This is a genomic window from Fontibacillus panacisegetis (assembly GCF_900102215.1).
GTDB lineage: Bacteria > Bacillota > Bacilli > Paenibacillales > Paenibacillaceae > Fontibacillus > Fontibacillus panacisegetis.
In genome coordinates, this window is sequence record NZ_FNBG01000040.1 from 1 (window position 1) to 17,774 (window position 17,774).

The following is a 17,774-nucleotide window of genomic DNA, read 5'->3' on the forward strand; positions in this document are numbered from 1 at the left end:
CAACGAACCGTACAACGCCACATTTGGGAGAGCGACAAGGAAAAAGTAGCAAAATACCGGCAAAGTGATGCAGGAAAAGCCGCTTACGCCATACGATGCCAAACTATAGAGCGAAGCTTCGCGGATGCCAAAGTGCTCCACGGGCTTCGCTATTGCCGGTTTCGGGGCAGAGAAAATGTACAGATTCAAGCGTTGCTAACCGCAACTGCACAGAACATTAAGAAGATAGCCCTCCACCTTTCCAGAAGGACTATCTCGAATATGCACAAGATTTCGTATAGTATTTTACATCTTCATTTTCATTTTTCTTTCGATACTAAGTTTAAAAGTAGGGGTATCTCAACAGCCTGAATTTAGCTATTATTTTCGATTGGATTTGATGTTTCCTTGAAAAATTGGAGAGCTCTAATAAAGGAGTGTTACCTACTAGATCTGTTAGATTTTTTGCAATTTTCGACATAACGATTCCTCCGAAAAATTAATTCCAACCAAATTAGTTGGATTTTAATTATCATACTATCATGTATGGTAAATAAATACAAGTGATGTATGACACAACTAAATTGTAATCTAATATAGTATTTACACCTTTGAGATTTCGTCTAATTTCTTTCCAACGCAATAATCGATGGATCATTTCATCATCAAGATCATTCTCTTCAATATCTACAATACTATTCCACCACTTAACAACATTTTGGGGATTGTCCTTCCAGTTCTTCCTCTCAATTAATATTTGCAATGGGTCCTATTTTTCGTTGATCATTTTCCCTCCACAATAATTTCGTATATCGTTCATGTATTTACAAAATAACCCAGTCCTAGATACCTCTTATCTTAGGCTGGGTCGTTTGTTGCTTAGCTTCTTCCATGATTTACATCTGACAACTAAAGGGCGATCGTCGTGAAGCGTGAATACGTAAAAACCAATAATCATCAGCTATAAATCGTTGAAAAAAATATCAAGTATTATTGTTCTTCAACTCATTATCAAATATTTCTTTCAAATTATTGTCCTCTACTGTATACATAACTTCTCCTCGGGTAACATAAATGTCCTTCTTATCATATTGTATTCGCACTTCTGATCTATTCTGTAATCTAATAACTATTCCAGAACTTATATTTGAATTTATTGTATTCATTGAATTTACTGATTCTTGAGTTACTGAATTAAATATATTAATAATTTTTTGTTTCTGGTCATCCTTTAATTCAACATCAATATGCTTATATGTCGATTTCTTCAATACTACTTTGTTCATTCTAATACTCTCAATCTGTGATTCATCAATTTTTTGATGTAACATTAGTTCTTGCATAAACTTTTCATCTGAATCATTTGTCAAAATGGAGAATATCTCAAACGTAGCAAATATCATAAATACAACAATCAGAACATTTAATACTTTTTTGTTGATTGTATTCATTACTTACCCCATTTCTCTTAGAATGTCCCCGCGGCTTCTTTAACGTTAATAAAATATTTTCGAATTTCATACCAATTGTTCATTCGAATATATCCTGATTCATATATATTGTGGGGAGCTGTAAATAGTAATCCTTGTCCTTGAAATCTTCTAAAATGTCTTGAGCTATCATCTATCATATAATCAGCCTTGATAATGCTTTTGTCACCACAAAAAAAATAGTTTACTTGTGGGATAAAAGAAAAATGTTCTGTAAGCCATTCAAACTTCGCATGAAACGATGATGGATGTTCCATTGCTGCTGTTGTGATGTAATCTCAAAGAACTTACTTAGTTCTTGAATTACCTCCTGACTCCCTTCCATTACGTTCAGGTCACGAAAAAACCTGGATCATCTACAAAGTCCAATATATCTTTTGAGAACTCGGGACGTATCTTCCAAAGCCTCGTTCCCATCAAATCTTCAACTGTTAATGATTCATTGTACTTATTATTATACAAATGTATGTGTTTTAAATGAAAATCAGCAATTACTTCATCCATATCGATTGCAATTTGCTTCAATGTAATCACCCTCATTTATGTTTTTAACATGATTTATGCAGATTTCGGATAACGTTGTTGTATCTACGAACCTGAGAGGCTTAAAGCGTGCACGCGTTCGGGTCCTACGGACTTATCCTCGCAGGGGTATTCGCTGAATCAGCATCTCTGCTTTCCACTCCAAACCAACGGCATAGCCCGCAGTTCTGCGAGATACTTACTACAATTAATCTTTAAAATTCCACTCACTATAAAAATGACTTAAATACTCTTCCATAAATTTATGTCTTTTCTGCGCTATCTCTTTCGCATAATTCGTATTCAACAAATCCTTAATTTTTAATAGTTTTTCATAGAAGTGGTATATTGCAGTTTTTTCATTTGACCTATAATCCGTATTTGCAGGATCTCGGTCCGGATTATGTATTTGCTGTCCTTTCCAGCCCGAATAAACAAATGTTCTAGCAATTCCTATTGCCCCTAATGCATCTAATCGATCAGCGTCTTGAACAATTTGACCTTCTATTGTTTCCATCGGTTTATTTTGCCCGCCATTATAAGACATTGAAGATATTATACTCATGACCTTATCTATACACTCTTTATCATCAATATTCTGTCTCATCCAATTCCGTACTTTATCTAATCCTATTTGTTTTGATTCATTTATTTTTTCATCTGCAATGTCATGAAGAAGAGCTGCCAATTCACATATAAAAAAATCTCCCTTCTCATTCTTTGCAATTTCAAGAGCTATATTTCTAACGCGATTACAATGCCACCAATCATGACCGGATGGATCAAATTCTAGTTCTTCCTTTACAAATTTCTCTGCAAGTTTGATAAGATTTTTATTGTTTTTCATCTTTACCTCTTTTTTTCTGATTTTAGGCAATTTCATCTAACGTTCTCGTATTCTCGAAACAACCCGGCCTTTGCTAACTCTTATCTTAAGCTCGGTCATTTTGTTGTCTGAGCTTCTTCCACGACAATATTTATTACTGTATTTTCTTTTTAAAGCCTTTCTGGTCAAATGTTCCGCTATCCCCTACTAAGTCATAACAAATAATTCCCATTGCAGTTCCGATCACTCTACTACCAGCCTCTGCAACAGCAACATAGTAATTAGAATTCTCGTTAATTCTTCTAAGTTGTTCTTCCATCTTATCTTTATCAGAGTCTTTTCCAATAAAATCAACAAAAAGATTAGATAAATCATCAATATCCTTTGTATCTGCTCTTCTTATAAAATACTGCATCAGAATTACCCCTCTGTTTCTTTCCTTCCATTTTAAATTGAGTTATCGCGCTTTCACTTAACGTTCTTGTATTCACAAAACGCCCCAGCCCTAGATAGCTCTTATCTTAGGCTGGGGCGTTTTGTTTAGTGAGCTACGCTACTTCCATGATTACACAACTGTCAACCAAACAATGATAGCCCCCGCTGCGTGAATACAGTGTTAGGCGCAGCTGCTGGCTTCCTCGAACTATCAAATTTTAGCTTTTAATTTGTTTTATATGATGCAGCATATGACTTAAGTAATCATCAAATAACCAACATAGGGTAACCCGGCTCTTATCGCTCAAGATACATTGTTTATTGAAATCCAATTCACTAGCATTTCTTATGACATTCAGTATTTGTTTGTTAAGTTGTATCCATAATGTCAGTAAATCAGATTTGCTATAATTATTTTGATAATCATGAATTCTAACCCATTCATCCTGCTTGTATCCATCAATACTAATTGGTTCTTCAGTCAAAATTATTCTGACAAATCGGGAATGGTTGTTTACCGCTGAATCGCATAAATGTCCTAATATTTCTTGCTTTGACCACTTGTTTGAAGAAACCTTAGTAATAAATTCATTATCATCAATGCCGTTTATGAGCTTTGGTATTTCATCAAGAAGTTTTTCAAATTTCATTATTGAACTCAAGACTCATCACTCTTTCTTTATAAATTTCAGCAATTATGACTAATGAATAAGTCAAAATTATTCTACAAGATCAATATCAAATTCAAATGGGAATTCTTCCGCTTCCTGTGCTATAAAATCCACTTTATAAGCAACTCCGCTAAAATTATATAACTCATTGCAAAATGAAACGTTTTTGTTAATCTCCAATTCTTTTACTTTTTTAGAATTTGCATATGTAACTCTCCTCCAATAAAAGATTTTGTTACACTTAATTTCATTACTATTTCACTTTTTTATTAGTGTTTGATTACACTTTATATAAGTTTGGATTTGAGATACGGGTGTTATCGAATATTTATCAGTCCAAGCGTGCAATAATACGAGCGATCGATGAATCTGTATTAATAAGTAATGGAAGTGCAATGATTTCAAAAGAATTAACCTTCAATAATTGATCAACATTAGTTAGATTTTCAGCAATTAGCACTTGATTACTAAACAAATATTTATGAATTTCAAATGGGAATTTATCTGGGGAAGGCATATCCATTCCAATCAGTTTTATTTTCTTTCGCACTACTAATTCAGCAAATTCCTTCGTTAAAGTTGGATGTTCTGTAAAATACTTCTCTTGACCAAAATAGATACTATGGCCAGTATACAGAATTAAAATAGTTCCTTCACTTATCAAGTGTTCATACTCATCCTTATATTCAATTCGATTCATTCCAGATACATTTAACAATGTTCCTTTCCCTACAAATGAATCCAGAGGAAAATCACTTATAAATAGTTCTGAACTGATTAAATGCATAGGACCATCTATATGAGTACCTGTATGCATATTGATGGTTAATTGATGGTTACAATAGCCATCAGTCGTCAATGTACTGGTCTGTATTAATTCCATCTCACTATCACCTGGATACACAGGAATCTGATTTTGAATAATATGAGTCAAATCTATAAGCTTCATTGAAATCCCTCATTTTTTTCTTTTTATCATTGCGAAGATTTTCGATAACTCTTCCAAACATCAAACCATGATTCCTAGTAGTTAATTGCGTTTCATTCATTTTTCAAGTCTCGGGGGAACGATGTTGTCAAATGGTTTTTTGTTGGTTTACTCACACTACTAATTCGAGATTCAGGAAGATACTCCTTTTTCTATGCCTTAAAAGACCACTCCAATAATCCATTTCAAAAAACTGAATTTACCAATAACAAAAAGATATCCCATGAGCGTTGTTCATAGTAATCAACTCCCATGGAATAACTCTATTCTTGATTCTTATTTTCCTACTATCCATCATTTATTCAAAGACGCCACTTCGACCGTATGTCCTCCACCGCCGCTAAAGCTCCGGCATCTTGCAGGATATCTCCAGGCTCATTGCCTTTACCAAGAACATAACCGGCAAATTTCGTACCTGTAAAATCAAAAATATGCTGGAATTGCTGAACAAGTGAAAGTCCCTTAATCTGAGGTTCGTCAGCGCCAATGCCAATAACCCAAGCTGTTTTTGTGGCGAACTTGGCTAAAAACTCCTCCCTGTTCTCCCGTAATGACTGTGACCAGCGATCAATGAATGTTTTCGTTAGACCGGATGCTCCGTACCAGTAAATCGGTGTTGTAAACACAAGCACATCCTGGGCTAACACGCGTTCTAGCACTTGATGATAATCGTCATCCGGGTAAGGTCCCTTCTCTGAATGGCGGTAGTCTCTTATTGGTTCAATCTTATAATCAGACAAATGGATTTTATCTGCTTCAAACTCTTCAACTAACAAATTTGCTAATTGATCCGAATTCCCATTTTTACGCGAGCTTCCATAGATCACTGCAATTCCCATCCATCATCAACCTTTCTTCATATTTAACTTTTCTATCCTAAACCTGCGCGATTTCAGCCTCCTGATGTCGATAGATCACCTTTAAGCCCTCCACTAACGCAACCGCCAATTCCTTGGCTTCCTGAGGGGTATCTCCTGTCGTAATCAAATATCCCAACCGATCATCAGAGCTTCTCGCTATCGAAATAGTATCACCAGCAGAAACATTGACGTGTGAGCGGATCACATTGGCATGCTGACTCAATTCTTCAAGACCCTCAATCCGTTCAAATACCCCATCCCTGTCTGCGATCACATAAGCGATCGAGGCAGCTCGATGATGCTTCTTGTGAAGTTCGATCGGATTGTCCAAATAATAGTTGACCGTTGCTTCAAAGATATTAATACCGAACGCCTGAACTAATAAATCCGAAGAAATGTTGTCACCTCCTGGTCTGCCGTTCACCTCAATGATTCGTGGTCCCTTGCCAGTTAGCTTTACTTCTACATGACTCGGACCATTCTTAATTCCGATGGCCAGCAGCGCCTTAACCGCAGTCTGAACAATTTCTTGCTCCTGATCCACATACGAAGGCGTTGGAAGTGTATGAACAATCTCCACAAAATAAGGCAGCGGCGAAGTAATCTTCTCAGTCACAGTAGAAAAGATCGGCTCGCCTTCTCCCAAAAATAACTCTACACTAAATTCAGGTCCTTCCAAATATTCTTCAATTAAATACTCTTCACGGACTTGAAAATCCAAATAAGTCACTTTGAACTCAACGATGATGTCTATCGCTTTTTGCAGCTCCGTAACATTGCTAATAAAATAAACATTTTGACTGCTCGCCGCATTCGTCGGCTTTAGCACAACTGGATATCCGATCTCTTCCGCTGCCGCTGCCGCTTCTTCAAAGGTTCTTACCTTCTTGAACTTAGCGCTCGGAACATCGTGTTCTGCATAAGCTTCCCGAGCTAAATCTTTATTTCTAGATTTCAATGCCGCCTCATAGGGTACCCCTCTAAGTCCAAGACGTTCTGCTACCCTCGCTGTCAAATGTGACGCGTAATCCGTAGCAGGAATGAGCGCATCCAGCCGATCCGCATAGGGAGAATGAATAATCGCTTGATAGAGCGACTCTTCATCCCTTATATCAGCAACTATCAAATCATTGTAGATGCCTTCATATCCATATTTCTTCGGGTTGTCCGTAGACGATACAATGGAAATGACCTCATGCCCTTGCTCAAAAGCGGCTCTAGCAAAACTTACGCCATAGAAACTCGGTTCGACAAAAGCAACCGTTTTGATCGTTGTCATCATTTTTCCCCTCCTAAAAGTTTGTATCCAGTGCTTTCTGTTGCTGTTTTCTACTACTCAGCGCGTAATATACAATTAGTCCGACGATCATCAAACCACTCATACAAATAAAGCCCACGCCTGGAGAATAGCGATCGATAACTATGCCAAGTCCTGTCGCTGAGACAGTCTGTAAGAGTAGCGAAATCGCCATCCACACTGAAGTTGAACGTCCCATATAAGCTTTCGAGACAGTTTCCATCAGCGTCGTTGTTATTAAAATGCGTAACGAAGAATTCGTTAATCCTATCAACACACTGCCAACATACAGAAGAAGAATCGTAGTATTGAACGCAACAACCACAAGGATCAGAACCGAGATCAGGAAAAATAATATGATCGTTCTGTTTTGCGAAAATCGCTTCGCCAACGATGCTGCAATAAACCCGGACAACAGCGCCCCAATGCCATAGAACATATCGGACAATCCAAATACGACTGAATCTCCTCCCACAGCAATGCTCACATACCCGGGAAGAACCACGTTGTATACCATAGTGGAAACAAGAGGAATAATCGATACGATACCTACCACAAAAATATAAGGTCGTTCCACTAAGTAGCTAAACCCATTCTTAAATGTTTCAAAGAAGCGTTCACCCTTGTTATCGAGCTGGATGGGCGTATGCTGCATCCTAATAAGAAAGAAGCTGGCTGCTATAAAAGCAAGTGAATTTAGAAAAAGAATCAACTCAAAACCAACGTATTTATACAGTATGCCTGAGACGGCTCCGGCCACGAACATACCCACTTGCAGGCTGATCTCAATTAAAGAGTTACCATGGATAAAATCGTTCTCCGGCACAATTTCTTGAACCAAGCTTCGCGAAGCCGACATATATACAGTCCAGCCTATCCCGTTCAGGATAGCGAATGCATAAAGAAGTTCGATTCGGAACCCCGCCCATAAAAAAGCACCTGCAATAAGAAGCAGCGCAATGGCCCGAATTCCGTGCGCCCAAAGAATGATCGTCTTTCGGTTCCACTTATCAATTAAGGTACCGGCAAAAGCGGAGATGAGAAATCCCGCAATGACATTTAATGAAAGCATAAATCCGACGGATGTAATCGAACCCGTCTGATCCATAAGATACCAGTTCGCGCCAATCGTACTCATCCCTACACCAAACCCGGAAACGATATCTGCGATAAAAAAATGACGGAAATTGCTTGGTTTTAATAAGCTAAAAATCATCCGCCGTACCTCCCAGGATATCCTGAATTTGCTGCTGCAATGTTTCGTATCCAAAGCCCAAATAGCTCAGTACCTCGGTGTGCGTTCCCCCATAGCTCGGCCATTGCTCTCCGCAATCATGCGAATAAATCTCATATTTAGGCAATAACAGCGCCAGATAGGATGCTGTACTCCCAGTTGCACGATGCTCCTCCACGACAAGAAACCGATGGGATAATGCAGTTAACTGCTCTGTATATGACTTCAAGCTTTGAATATCGATATAACAGAGATGAGCGTGCACAATGGAATCATCCTCTTGAATGATCCGTTGGCATAGCTCCGTCGCTTGCTCTCCCACCGAAACCAAGCACAATCGAGATAAGCCATTACGCTTCTCACCTACCACAATCATTTCACGGCAGCTTGCTTCCTCCTTTCGGAGCAGGCTGTCGAACGAATCATTTCTGGAAAGCCGAATATAGTAGGGTTCCTCTGAAGCAGCTGCCTCCTGAATAACCCGTCTCGTCTCCGATTCTCCATGAGGACAGGCAATCCGAATGTTCTGAAACGATTGGAGGACAGCGATGTCCTCCAATGCATGATGGGTCGTGCCGAACCATCCACCTGATACTCCGCCGTAAGCGGCAACGACCTTTACGTTTTTGCCCATATATCCCATCGTCAGCTTGATGCTTTCAGAAGCGCGTAAGGCCGCAAAAGAAGCAAACGTTGAAAAGAACGGCACATATCCCGCTTCTGCAAGACCAGCTGCCATATCAATGCCTGCCAATTCCGCAATGCCGAAGTTAAAGAAGCGATCAGGATGCTGCTGCTGAAACGGATGGTTTTTGCCGCCTAAATCAGCTTCTATACATACAATCTGTTCATTATGAGATGCAAGACTGGTTAGTTCGTCCTTGTAAGAATCTCTCCCCGACTTCGTCATGACAAGCCCACCTTCCATCGATATGCCAGTTTCTTCGGTATCTTCGCATAATGCGATTCCGGATTACCTTCAAGCGCTGCCACACCTTTTCCTTTAATAGTCCTCGCCAAAATGGCAACCGGCCTATCAGGATGGGGTTCGATAGAGGCAACGATGTCTTCTAGCTGATGACCGTCGATTTCTCTGACCACGAAGCCAAATGCTTCAAATCGCTGCCGCAGGTTGCGAATCGGAGATATATCATCGACATACCCGTCATTCTGCCCCCCATTGCAATCCACAATATAGACAAAATTAGTGATCGACTGGGCCTGGACGATCTGGGCAGTTTCCCAGCACAACCCCTCTTGCAGCTCCCCATCTCCGCCGATCACGATTCCTAATCCTTTCGTTCCCTTCATTTTCTGCGCCAAAGCCCAGCCAGCTGCATAAGAAATGCCATGCCCGAGACTCCCCGTCGCGAAGGGGATGCCCGGAAGCTTATGGTTTGGATGCCCCGTAAATAAAGAACCCTCTTCACCATAGCTGTCCGCAGGATTATCCGGAATGATCCCATACACATGCAGAGTCGCATACAATGCCGCGGCAGCGTGCCCTTTGCTTAAAATGATGACCGTATCGGGATCCCCATAATACCTCGCATACGCACCGACTAACAGATCGATGACCGAGAGACTTCCGCCAATATGACATCCTGTTGGTGCAGACGCCATATCGATGATCAATTTTCTCGCTTCCTTGACTCTTTCGATAAGCAAGGAAATGTCTATGTTTTGAACAGGTATTGTTTGCTCCATCTATACCTCCGTCCGTTGCCGAAACCATTCGACTACCACATCCTTTAAAATGGCTCGCGACGACTCAACCTCTTTATTGTGCAGGTACTCATCATTCGTATGATCCAAGCTGGAATCCCCCGGACCATAAGCCACCATGGGAACATCGCTCCATGTTGTCGCCAAGGTATTCATGTCGCTAGTCCCGCGTTTCTTGATATATCGGATCGACTTCCCTTGCTTTACGAAGCTGCGAACAAATGATTTGACCAGCATATCCGAGCGTGGATTTGCAAATCCCGGCGTTTCACGCACAACCTCAACCCTCACTCCCTCACCAAATTCAAGATCAAGCTTGTTCCTGTAATCGTTGCCTGCCTCCGGCGATACTCTAAAGTTCAACGTACCTCTTACCGTCAAAAACCCCTTCTCATTTTGATGCTCAATGTCAATAAGAGAGGATAGGGATTGCGGATCGATTTCACGGACTCGGTGACGGATTTCTCCCACAATGCTATACAACTCGTCGATGACGCTTACGCTATCCTTGGCTGCGGTATGCTCCTGTGCCCGATGAATCGTAATAAGAAGCTTGAACAATCCGTAATATCCCAAAGTTAAACTCTCTTCCCCACTAGGCTCCCCAATAATGACTGCATCCGCTGAATAATGATCACGAATAAAAAATGCACCTTTGGATGATGAAATCTCTTCCTCAACAGCCCCAATAACGAGAAGAGATCCATGCTCGGGTACATCAACCTCCTCCAGCATATGAATAAAGTTAACGAAGCAGCCTTTAGCATCGACAACTCCTCTGCCTGTGACACCATTTGAATCGGTACGAACAGGCCAGACATGCGGAACCGTATCGATATGACCTAGAAGAAGTAGCGTATGGAGACCATTCCCTTTTCGAAATACAATGTTCCCCGCTTCATCGATGTTCCCGGATACCAAGGGGTAACGAATGGAGTCCAGTAAATATTGCGCAAGCTCATGCTCATCCTGTGAAACCGAAGGAATTCGCACAACCTTATTCAGCAAATCCAAGTCGCGGAGATCACTCTCAACATTCCAGAACCATGTTTTTCCTCCTTTATTCAAAGTATGAGGCCCGGTAATACTCACATCGCAGACGCCTTGCTGGACCGCCAATCTCGCTGCCCGCACCTTCTGTTTCATGCGACCTTCAACAGAGTTCAGCTCATCATCGGCATAGACATCCGGGATCGTGGAATGCGAATCCTGAATGTCTTGCAGCAAACCAGCAGTGCCCGTAACAAAGCGTAAATGATGCGCCTCCAGATCAACTGCTAAATGCGCAGCCAGTACATCCGCATCGATGTTAATGTACGAATCCAGCTCGGGGTCCCAAATCGGTGGAGTCACACATACCACATCAAAGTTCGCTAATGCAGCTTTCAGGAATGCGGCACGACTACTTGCGAATTGGCCAAATAAGGAATCGCGGACAATGATCTTTTTCCCGTCTCTTATCACTTTGAGTGGATTGGCTTTCTCTCCAACAACCAACCCGTTATCACCACCCAGCTGCGCATACACTGAAAGTCCATGTTCCTTCAAATGTTTTGTTATCTTTGACAAAATATTTTCATGATACGCTGCGCAAATATAAGGCATTTCCTCGGGTGAACAATACCGCACCTCATCACCTGACGGTAAAATGAGAAATGGCATTGGACGTGAGATGGATTCATATTTCTGCTTAATCGCTTCCGCCCCGCCTGCAACGAGCAGCAACCTGCTTCCTCGCTTTACGATGTCATGTATTTCCTCAAAAATCTCCGGATGATTTACTATCGTGCTGCTGCCCAGTTTGATGACATATAGACTGCCGTCACTGCTCATCAAGGCCACGCTCCTTCGCCTTCAAATTGCAGCCCCGCATCCTCGGGATAGTCAAAATAGAGATTGGCCGCCTGAATGGCTTGCCCCGCAGCTCCTTTGATCAAATTATCAATCGTTGCAAGCGAAACACAATTCCGCCCTTCGACATAAGCACCCACCTCGGCATAATTTGTTCCGACGACCGTCTTAATCATAGGTGAGCCATTTCCCGAGCTAAAATAATGAATAAAGGGCGTATTCGAATACGTGCTGTAAAAAGCTTTTTTCACATCCACTGCTTCTACATGCTCTTTTAGCAACGAATAGGAAGAAGCCATGATCCCTCTCGGAAGATCCAGACTAAAGACGGAAAATTGAAGGCTCACCGACCGATTCAGATGATAGTTCAGCGCGTGTTCGATCTCCGGCCTATGCCGATGTCCATGCACCTTAAAGGCTCTAAAGTTATGCGCTCGCTCCGCATGATGCTCGGTCGTCGATTTCCCCCCGCCGCTGGAACCAGTTTTGGCATCTGTAACCACTCGATCTTCAATCAAATGATGTGCAACAAGTGGATAGAGCGTATACAGCGTTGCCACTGCCATGCATCCAGGAAGATTTATCACCTTCACCGAAGGATCGATCCTGCTGAACTCCGGAATAAAGTAATGCCCGCTTCCCTCGAACGAATGTTTTAACGTCTCAGGATAGTGCTGATTTAATATATCGGGGTCGGATATCCGATAATCCCCGCTTACATTGAAAATATAGTCTGTCTGCTCTGACACCTGATTGATAATTTTAGGGAGAGCGCCTGTGGGCAAGCATGAGAAAATTGCATCGTAATGACCCTTTAGCTCGGCTATTTTACTGAACTTTAACGAGCTGGACTTCTTTTTATGGATCGATCCGATATAATACTTGTCCACAGGTAACCCCGCTTTCGATTCGGAAGAGACAAAATCAACTTCTAAATGAGGATGCTTGCCTAACAGCCTGTATAATTCAGCGCCAGTGAACCCGCTGCCGCCAAGAATGGCTACCCGTCTCTGATTGCCTGAAATACTCATCCTAATCGAGCATCTCTTTCATAAGGAATACTGAGGTCATTTCCCTGCTCTACGAGTTGACGAATAATATGCGGGTTCTCATCAATTTTCTTGAATGCCAATGCATAGGCTTGAATTCGCTCATACTCAATTGGCGTCCTCAGCTCTCTGCATATCGTCAAGCTATTCCTCAGCATCTTCAGCGTTTCAGGGAATTGATTCAGTTCGTAACCAAAGTCTTGTCGGTCCGATAGCGTGAATGGATAACCATTTCCGAAGCCTCTCCGATTTTTAAAAGGAAGATGGCCTGGAATCGGTACATTTTGCCATTCTCTGGCGTACACCCCTTCATGATTAACAAGCTGCTGCACCGCATCTTTTACACGGTAATCCTCCAAATCATCAAGACCAAGCCGTTCTGGAGACAGCTTAATCCGGTACATGTTATAGCTGTGCCTGTAGCCCTCAGGTACGTGAGGTCCGCTGAACAGCTTCGTCTCCGACAACGCGTTAGTCAAATAGGCGGCATTACGTGCCCGAATGTCATCATAATATGGAAGACGGTCTAGCTGACTCAGTCCAAAGGCGGCGACGATCCATGACATCCGGTAATCAATTCCCGATGAATCAAGGAATCCAAGCGCACGCTCATAATCTTCTTTCTCCTTGAAGAAAGCGATCCCGCCTTCTCCACCTACCATAAAGTTTTTATCCGCCATTAAGCTCTGACCTGCGCTATCGCCAATCGAGCCCGCTAATTGGCCATGAATGGAAGCCGAATGCGCGTGTGAGGCATCCTCTACGAGACGAAGTGAATATTTGTCCACCAGACTTCTTAGTGCCGGCAGATCAGCAGGCAATCCATGTACATGTACAGGCATAATCGCTTTCGTTTTGTTTGTAATCGCATGTTCTGCTTTTGTCGGGTCCAGGCAATACGTTATGGGGTCGATGTCTACGAAAATCGGAATCGCCTTTGCAGCCACAACAGCCTGAGCGGTTGCAATGAACGTAAAGGCAGGCACAATTACCTCATCTCCAGGCTCTACCCCTGCCCCTACTAATGCTAAGTGCAAGCTTGAAGTGCCGCTCGCTGTCGCAATCGCGTAATTGGCTCCTACATAATTGCGATACGCTTCCTTGAATTCATTCACGACTTCGTCTCCATCCTGTTGAATTGAGACCATCATTTGAATGACATCTTCTTTCGTAATAATCGGAAAATTGGTTCTCCTTACATCTTCAGGGATGACAGATGGACCGCCCAGAAATGCTAATGGATCTGTGATCCAATCTTCTGAAGGCAGTGATAGTGGCTTACGAATAAAGTCTGTCTTCACGATGATAGATTCCTCCTCAGCAGAGTTAATTTCACGCATGCTGCTACAAGCGGGCTGAGCCTGTAGTTAAACTGAGCCGTTGGCTGCAGCTCAGGCTCACTTTCTTCCTGAGTCCACATCGTCTGGAGATCAAAGGCACCGAAAATTTTCAATCGTTCTGCCTTCTTCCAAATGTTCTCGTCATTGGTGGCAATCGCGGCCACAGGTCCGAAGCCCAGCTCTGTAAAATCCACAATGAGCACAGGGGCTTCTCCCCCTGTCTCATGCACAAGCCGATCCACATCTCTAAGATTGGAGCCACTCAGGCTAATAGATGAATATGCCTGCTTCACATGTGGCTCCGCAACAAGCGAGATTCCTAACCACTCAAGAAACTTCCTCTCCTGATCACTTGGATGATTCAACCGTGTAGAGGATTGATAGCGAATATCCTGTCCCCACAATGCACCGTGAATCGCTCCAGTATAACTATTGAACAAGGACACGTATTTCGTTTTTGTGAGCTTGGCTATACTTTTCTCCAATCTTTTTAATTCTTGATCATTTTTTTCAATACTCATGATGACGCCAGAATTCAGAACTCTGGATAAGACGAAGGATAAAGAAAAATATTGCTCCTTCTGGACTACAGTTTCAGTTTCTGGCCTGGTTAATGTTTCGCTCATTTAGTTGCAAACCTCCCCGTTTACTGTGAATTAACCTTCAAGCTGACCTTGCTTTTCCGAACAAGCACGTCTTTCACATATTGAGCGATATGATACGCCACATCAACACCATGGATCTTCCACGATTTCGCAAACTCAGGGTTCTGATTCACTTCACAAACGACATAACGCAGCTGTTTATAATCAAAAAACAAGTCTGCGCCATATACCCCTTCTCCCAGAACCTCTACCAATTGCTCACAAATAGAAGCGATCTCTTCATTAATTGTCAGCGGCTCAATTTCAGCACCCAGATGCGTATTTGTCTTCCAATTTTCTTCCGAAACCCGACGGAAAGCTACTATTGGAGTGCGGCCGACAATAACTACACGAATATCATAATCCCCCTTCTCCACATACTCCTGTACCAATACAGGAAATGCTTGATGGCTGGGATCTACGGATTCTCTTGCCGCAATCCAGCCCTCCAGGCATTCTCTCCCTGTAATTCTGGCAATTCCCCGCCCCCATGATGATGTTGCTGGTTTAATAACGCACAGATCACCAAATTCCTGTATCGCATCATACAGCTTCCCCGGTGAAAAGATTAACTTGAATTTGGGCTGGGGTATCCCGCTTTTTCCAAACACAATAGCTTGATGAATCTTATTCGTACAAATCGTAATCGCCTTGATCGAGTTCAACGTCTCTAGCCCGGCCAGCTCGAGAAATTGGGTTCGATGGAGTGCGTTTTTCTGAGAAAGACAACGAATGAGAGCGAGTCCAAAGGGTCCATCCTCAGACCGTCCCAAAGGCAATTCCATGGAATCCAGATTCACTTGCACTTGTATTCCCAATTCGGCCAAATGATCGATAATACGCTGTTCTTCCTCTCTCAACTTAGTGACACACAATAAGACAGCGTTATTCTGATCCATGTTCGATACCTACTCTCCCCAAGTTTCTTCAATTTCTGGAGCCAGAGCAATACTGACAAGTTGAGCCTCAACCTGAACTTCATGTTCTTGACCGCAAGAATCGCACTCCACGATTTCACCTGTCGTTGCACGCTCTTCTACTTCGATATCCGACTTGCAAACAAGACATCTTAACTCTGCCATCTCCTCTTACCTCCTATAAATTAGAAAATTATTTATTATAAAAGGATAAAACCCCTTATAACCTGATTCGTCCTACTCCGTTGTCAAATCCCACTGGTTTACATTGTTGAACGTACCTAAATTCAGTGGCTTACCTACGAGTACGTTCTTCGAGACTACCTGCAATCTTTTCTCTGAATAGACGGCTAACGTAGGCACTTCATCATGAAGTATCTCTTGTAAATGATTGTAAATGTCATGGCGCTTTGCCTCATCGATTTCCTGCTCCCCTTGCTGGATCAGCTTATCTACCAATGGATTGTTATAACGAATCACGCTATCGGGATCATAGCTTCTATAGGTTGTAAAATAGAGGCTTGGTTCAATATAGTAATCTCTCGTAAAAATAGTAATGTCATGCTCACCTTTCTCAACCTTATCGATTAACGTAGGAAAATCGAACTTCTGAACATCGATTTTCAAACCAACTGATTCTAAATTTTGCACCAGTATATCGGCTGCCTGTTCACGAACCTTATTACCTACAGGTATGAGAAAAACAAGCTTGCGATCCGAGTCCCAGCCAGCTTCCTGCAGAAGTTTTTTGGCCTTTTCCGGGTCATAATTATACGGCTCAATGTCTTTATTAAAATATGGATGTGAGCTTGGAATGCCTCCGTCAATAATTTCTGCTTGCCCTTTTAGAAGCTGCTCGACGATGAGCGGACGATTCAGAGCGTGTGCGATCGCTTGGCGAACCTTCTTGTCAGGGAGTCTCTCGATATTGAAGAACAGCTCTGCTGGCTCAGACGCTGAAGCTGATGTCACATTCACATTTTCAAAACTCGTTACCTTATCATAATCAGTAATCGGTACAAGGCCCACCGGCAGAGAATTCAACGCTATTTCCCCTGTCTGCAGCTGAGCTACTAAATTTGCAGCCGGAAGCACCTTAATAAATATTGTGTCAATCTTCGGGATGTCGAGGTAATAATTTTCGTTCTTCGTAACCTCTACATATTGACCTTGCTCGTAGTTAGCAAATTTATATGGACCAATCGTTATGGTCGGTTTTTGAAAATATTCATGTGTAGCTAACTGCTCCGGATCAATATCTTTTAAAATGTGCTGGGGCAAGAAGTTGACCTTTACACCGAATCGCTCATTGAACACTAACGGATCAATTGGAGTTTTGGTCTTAATCTCGAAAGTAGTTGAATCGATAACGTGAAGTCCTTTGATGTCCGTTGTTCCTTCGTCCAGCTTACCGAAGTCATTTACTCCCTCTATAAATTGAAGCTTAAATGATGTATCTACTTTGGGATGAAGGGCAATCTTTAATGTGAAAGCCACATCTGTTGTCGTAAAAGGTGTTGCATCGTTCCACTTGGCATTCGATTTGAGCTTAACGCGGTATGTTTGTTTATCCTTGGTCTCAATGGATTCTGCCAGTTTAGGTATAAATTGCGCGGACTCCGTAACATCAAGCAAAGCATCGTTGATTAAGTTGATCGGAACCAGAGACGCCGAGTTATCCTGCGTATTGATCTGATTTAAAGTAACCGGGGCATTTACGATCCCGATGTTTAATATTTTAGGTTCTTGGACTTTGTCGCTTGTTCCATTATCAGATACGGTTTGTTGTGATTGTTCTGGTTGAGAATCAGAGTTGCTGGTCGCTGTATTATTTGTTTTGCTCGAATTGGCGCATGCGGATAGTAACAATGTAAAGATCAGTATCAGGGTAATCCCTTGTAATCGCAGCAATAATTTCATAGATTTCTCTCCCTTTAATCTATTTA

The 17,774-nt window shown here is 42.0% G+C and carries 20 protein-coding genes; 1 reads left to right on the forward strand and 19 read right to left on the reverse strand.

Translation table 11 applies throughout. The annotated features are described in order from the left end of the window. A partial coding sequence (locus tag BLS49_RS21980) for a transposase (protein WP_175471432.1) occupies positions 1-351 on the forward strand: 351 nt, incomplete at its 5' end. A 611-nt stretch (positions 352-962) separates the two neighbouring features. On the opposite strand, the gene BLS49_RS21990 is transcribed toward BLS49_RS21980, so the two are convergent. The 19 genes from BLS49_RS21990 to BLS49_RS22075 all read right to left on the reverse strand — a co-directional run bounded on the left by BLS49_RS21990 (position 963) and on the right by BLS49_RS22075 (position 17,748). After that, complete coding sequence (locus tag BLS49_RS21990; RefSeq protein ID WP_091235824.1) at positions 963-1,430, reverse strand: hypothetical protein; 468 nt, start codon at positions 1,428-1,430, stop codon at positions 963-965. 17 nt (positions 1,431-1,447) lie between these two features. Beyond that, a complete protein-coding gene (locus tag BLS49_RS25550; protein WP_281243753.1) occupies positions 1,448-1,726 on the reverse strand; it encodes a 5' nucleotidase, NT5C type in 279 nt (92 codons plus the stop codon). Positions 1,727-1,799: 73 nt separating this feature from the next. Next, positions 1,800-1,994 (reverse strand): 5' nucleotidase, NT5C type, encoded by a 195-nt coding sequence (locus BLS49_RS25555; RefSeq protein WP_281243754.1) that lies wholly within the window; start codon positions 1,992-1,994, stop codon positions 1,800-1,802. A gap of 205 nt (positions 1,995-2,199) precedes the next feature. Continuing rightward, positions 2,200-2,874, reverse strand: a complete 675-nt coding sequence (locus BLS49_RS22000; RefSeq protein ID WP_245742705.1) for an HD domain-containing protein — start codon at positions 2,872-2,874, stop codon at positions 2,200-2,202. 97 nt (positions 2,875-2,971) lie between these two features. Continuing rightward, positions 2,972-3,232 (reverse strand): hypothetical protein, encoded by a 261-nt coding sequence (locus BLS49_RS22005; protein ID WP_091235827.1) that lies wholly within the window; start codon positions 3,230-3,232, stop codon positions 2,972-2,974. Between the two features lie 238 nt (positions 3,233-3,470). Further along, on the reverse strand, positions 3,471-3,902 hold the full coding sequence (locus BLS49_RS22010) for a DinB family protein (RefSeq protein WP_245742707.1): 432 nt from the start codon (positions 3,900-3,902) through the stop codon (positions 3,471-3,473). 352 nt (positions 3,903-4,254) lie between these two features. Next, entirely contained in the window at positions 4,255-4,872 is a 618-nt protein-coding gene (locus BLS49_RS22015) for a cyclase family protein (protein WP_091235831.1), read from the reverse strand. Between the two features lie 341 nt (positions 4,873-5,213). Beyond that, positions 5,214-5,750 carry a flavodoxin family protein gene (locus tag BLS49_RS22020; RefSeq protein WP_091235834.1) on the reverse strand — a complete coding sequence of 179 codons (537 nt, stop codon included), beginning with the start codon at positions 5,748-5,750 and terminating at the stop codon, positions 5,214-5,216. A gap of 37 nt (positions 5,751-5,787) precedes the next feature. Beyond that, the gene (locus BLS49_RS22025) at positions 5,788-7,053 is read right to left on the reverse strand and encodes an ATP-grasp domain-containing protein (RefSeq protein WP_245742709.1); all 1,266 of its coding nucleotides are present in this window, start codon (positions 7,051-7,053) and stop codon (positions 5,788-5,790) included. A gap of 10 nt (positions 7,054-7,063) precedes the next feature. Further along, positions 7,064-8,284, reverse strand: coding sequence for an MFS transporter (locus BLS49_RS22030; protein ID WP_091235836.1), 1,221 nt, complete (start codon positions 8,282-8,284; stop codon positions 7,064-7,066). Then, on the reverse strand, positions 8,274-9,212 hold the full coding sequence (locus BLS49_RS22035) for a transketolase family protein (protein WP_091235837.1): 939 nt from the start codon (positions 9,210-9,212) through the stop codon (positions 8,274-8,276). Before BLS49_RS22035 ends, BLS49_RS22030 begins: the two co-directional genes overlap by 11 nt. Then, a complete protein-coding gene (locus tag BLS49_RS22040) occupies positions 9,209-10,009 on the reverse strand; it encodes a 1-deoxy-D-xylulose-5-phosphate synthase N-terminal domain-containing protein (RefSeq protein WP_091235839.1) in 801 nt (266 codons plus the stop codon). The genes BLS49_RS22035 and BLS49_RS22040 overlap by 4 nt, the downstream gene beginning before the upstream one ends. Further along, complete coding sequence (locus tag BLS49_RS22045; RefSeq protein WP_091235840.1) at positions 10,010-11,860, reverse strand: M20/M25/M40 family metallo-hydrolase; 1,851 nt, start codon at positions 11,858-11,860, stop codon at positions 10,010-10,012. After that, positions 11,860-12,909 (reverse strand): N-acetyl-gamma-glutamyl-phosphate reductase, encoded by a 1,050-nt coding sequence (gene argC, locus BLS49_RS22050; protein ID WP_091235842.1) that lies wholly within the window; start codon positions 12,907-12,909, stop codon positions 11,860-11,862. The genes BLS49_RS22045 and argC overlap by 1 nt, the downstream gene beginning before the upstream one ends. Next, positions 12,906-14,228, reverse strand: a complete 1,323-nt coding sequence (locus tag BLS49_RS22055; protein WP_091235844.1) for a DegT/DnrJ/EryC1/StrS aminotransferase family protein — start codon at positions 14,226-14,228, stop codon at positions 12,906-12,908. The genes argC and BLS49_RS22055 overlap by 4 nt, the downstream gene beginning before the upstream one ends. Next, positions 14,225-14,893, reverse strand: a complete 669-nt coding sequence (locus BLS49_RS22060; RefSeq protein ID WP_091235845.1) for a degT/DnrJ/EryC1/StrS aminotransferase — start codon at positions 14,891-14,893, stop codon at positions 14,225-14,227. Before BLS49_RS22060 ends, BLS49_RS22055 begins: the two co-directional genes overlap by 4 nt. Before the next feature lie 20 nt (positions 14,894-14,913). Next, on the reverse strand, positions 14,914-15,810 hold the full coding sequence (locus BLS49_RS22065; RefSeq protein WP_091235847.1) for a RimK family alpha-L-glutamate ligase: 897 nt from the start codon (positions 15,808-15,810) through the stop codon (positions 14,914-14,916). A 9-nt stretch (positions 15,811-15,819) separates the two neighbouring features. Beyond that, on the reverse strand, positions 15,820-15,993 hold the full coding sequence (locus BLS49_RS22070; RefSeq protein WP_091235848.1) for a lysine biosynthesis protein LysW: 174 nt from the start codon (positions 15,991-15,993) through the stop codon (positions 15,820-15,822). A gap of 72 nt (positions 15,994-16,065) precedes the next feature. Continuing rightward, positions 16,066-17,748, reverse strand: coding sequence for an ABC transporter substrate-binding protein (locus BLS49_RS22075; protein ID WP_091235850.1), 1,683 nt, complete (start codon positions 17,746-17,748; stop codon positions 16,066-16,068). Positions 17,749-17,774 lie beyond the last annotated feature (26 nt).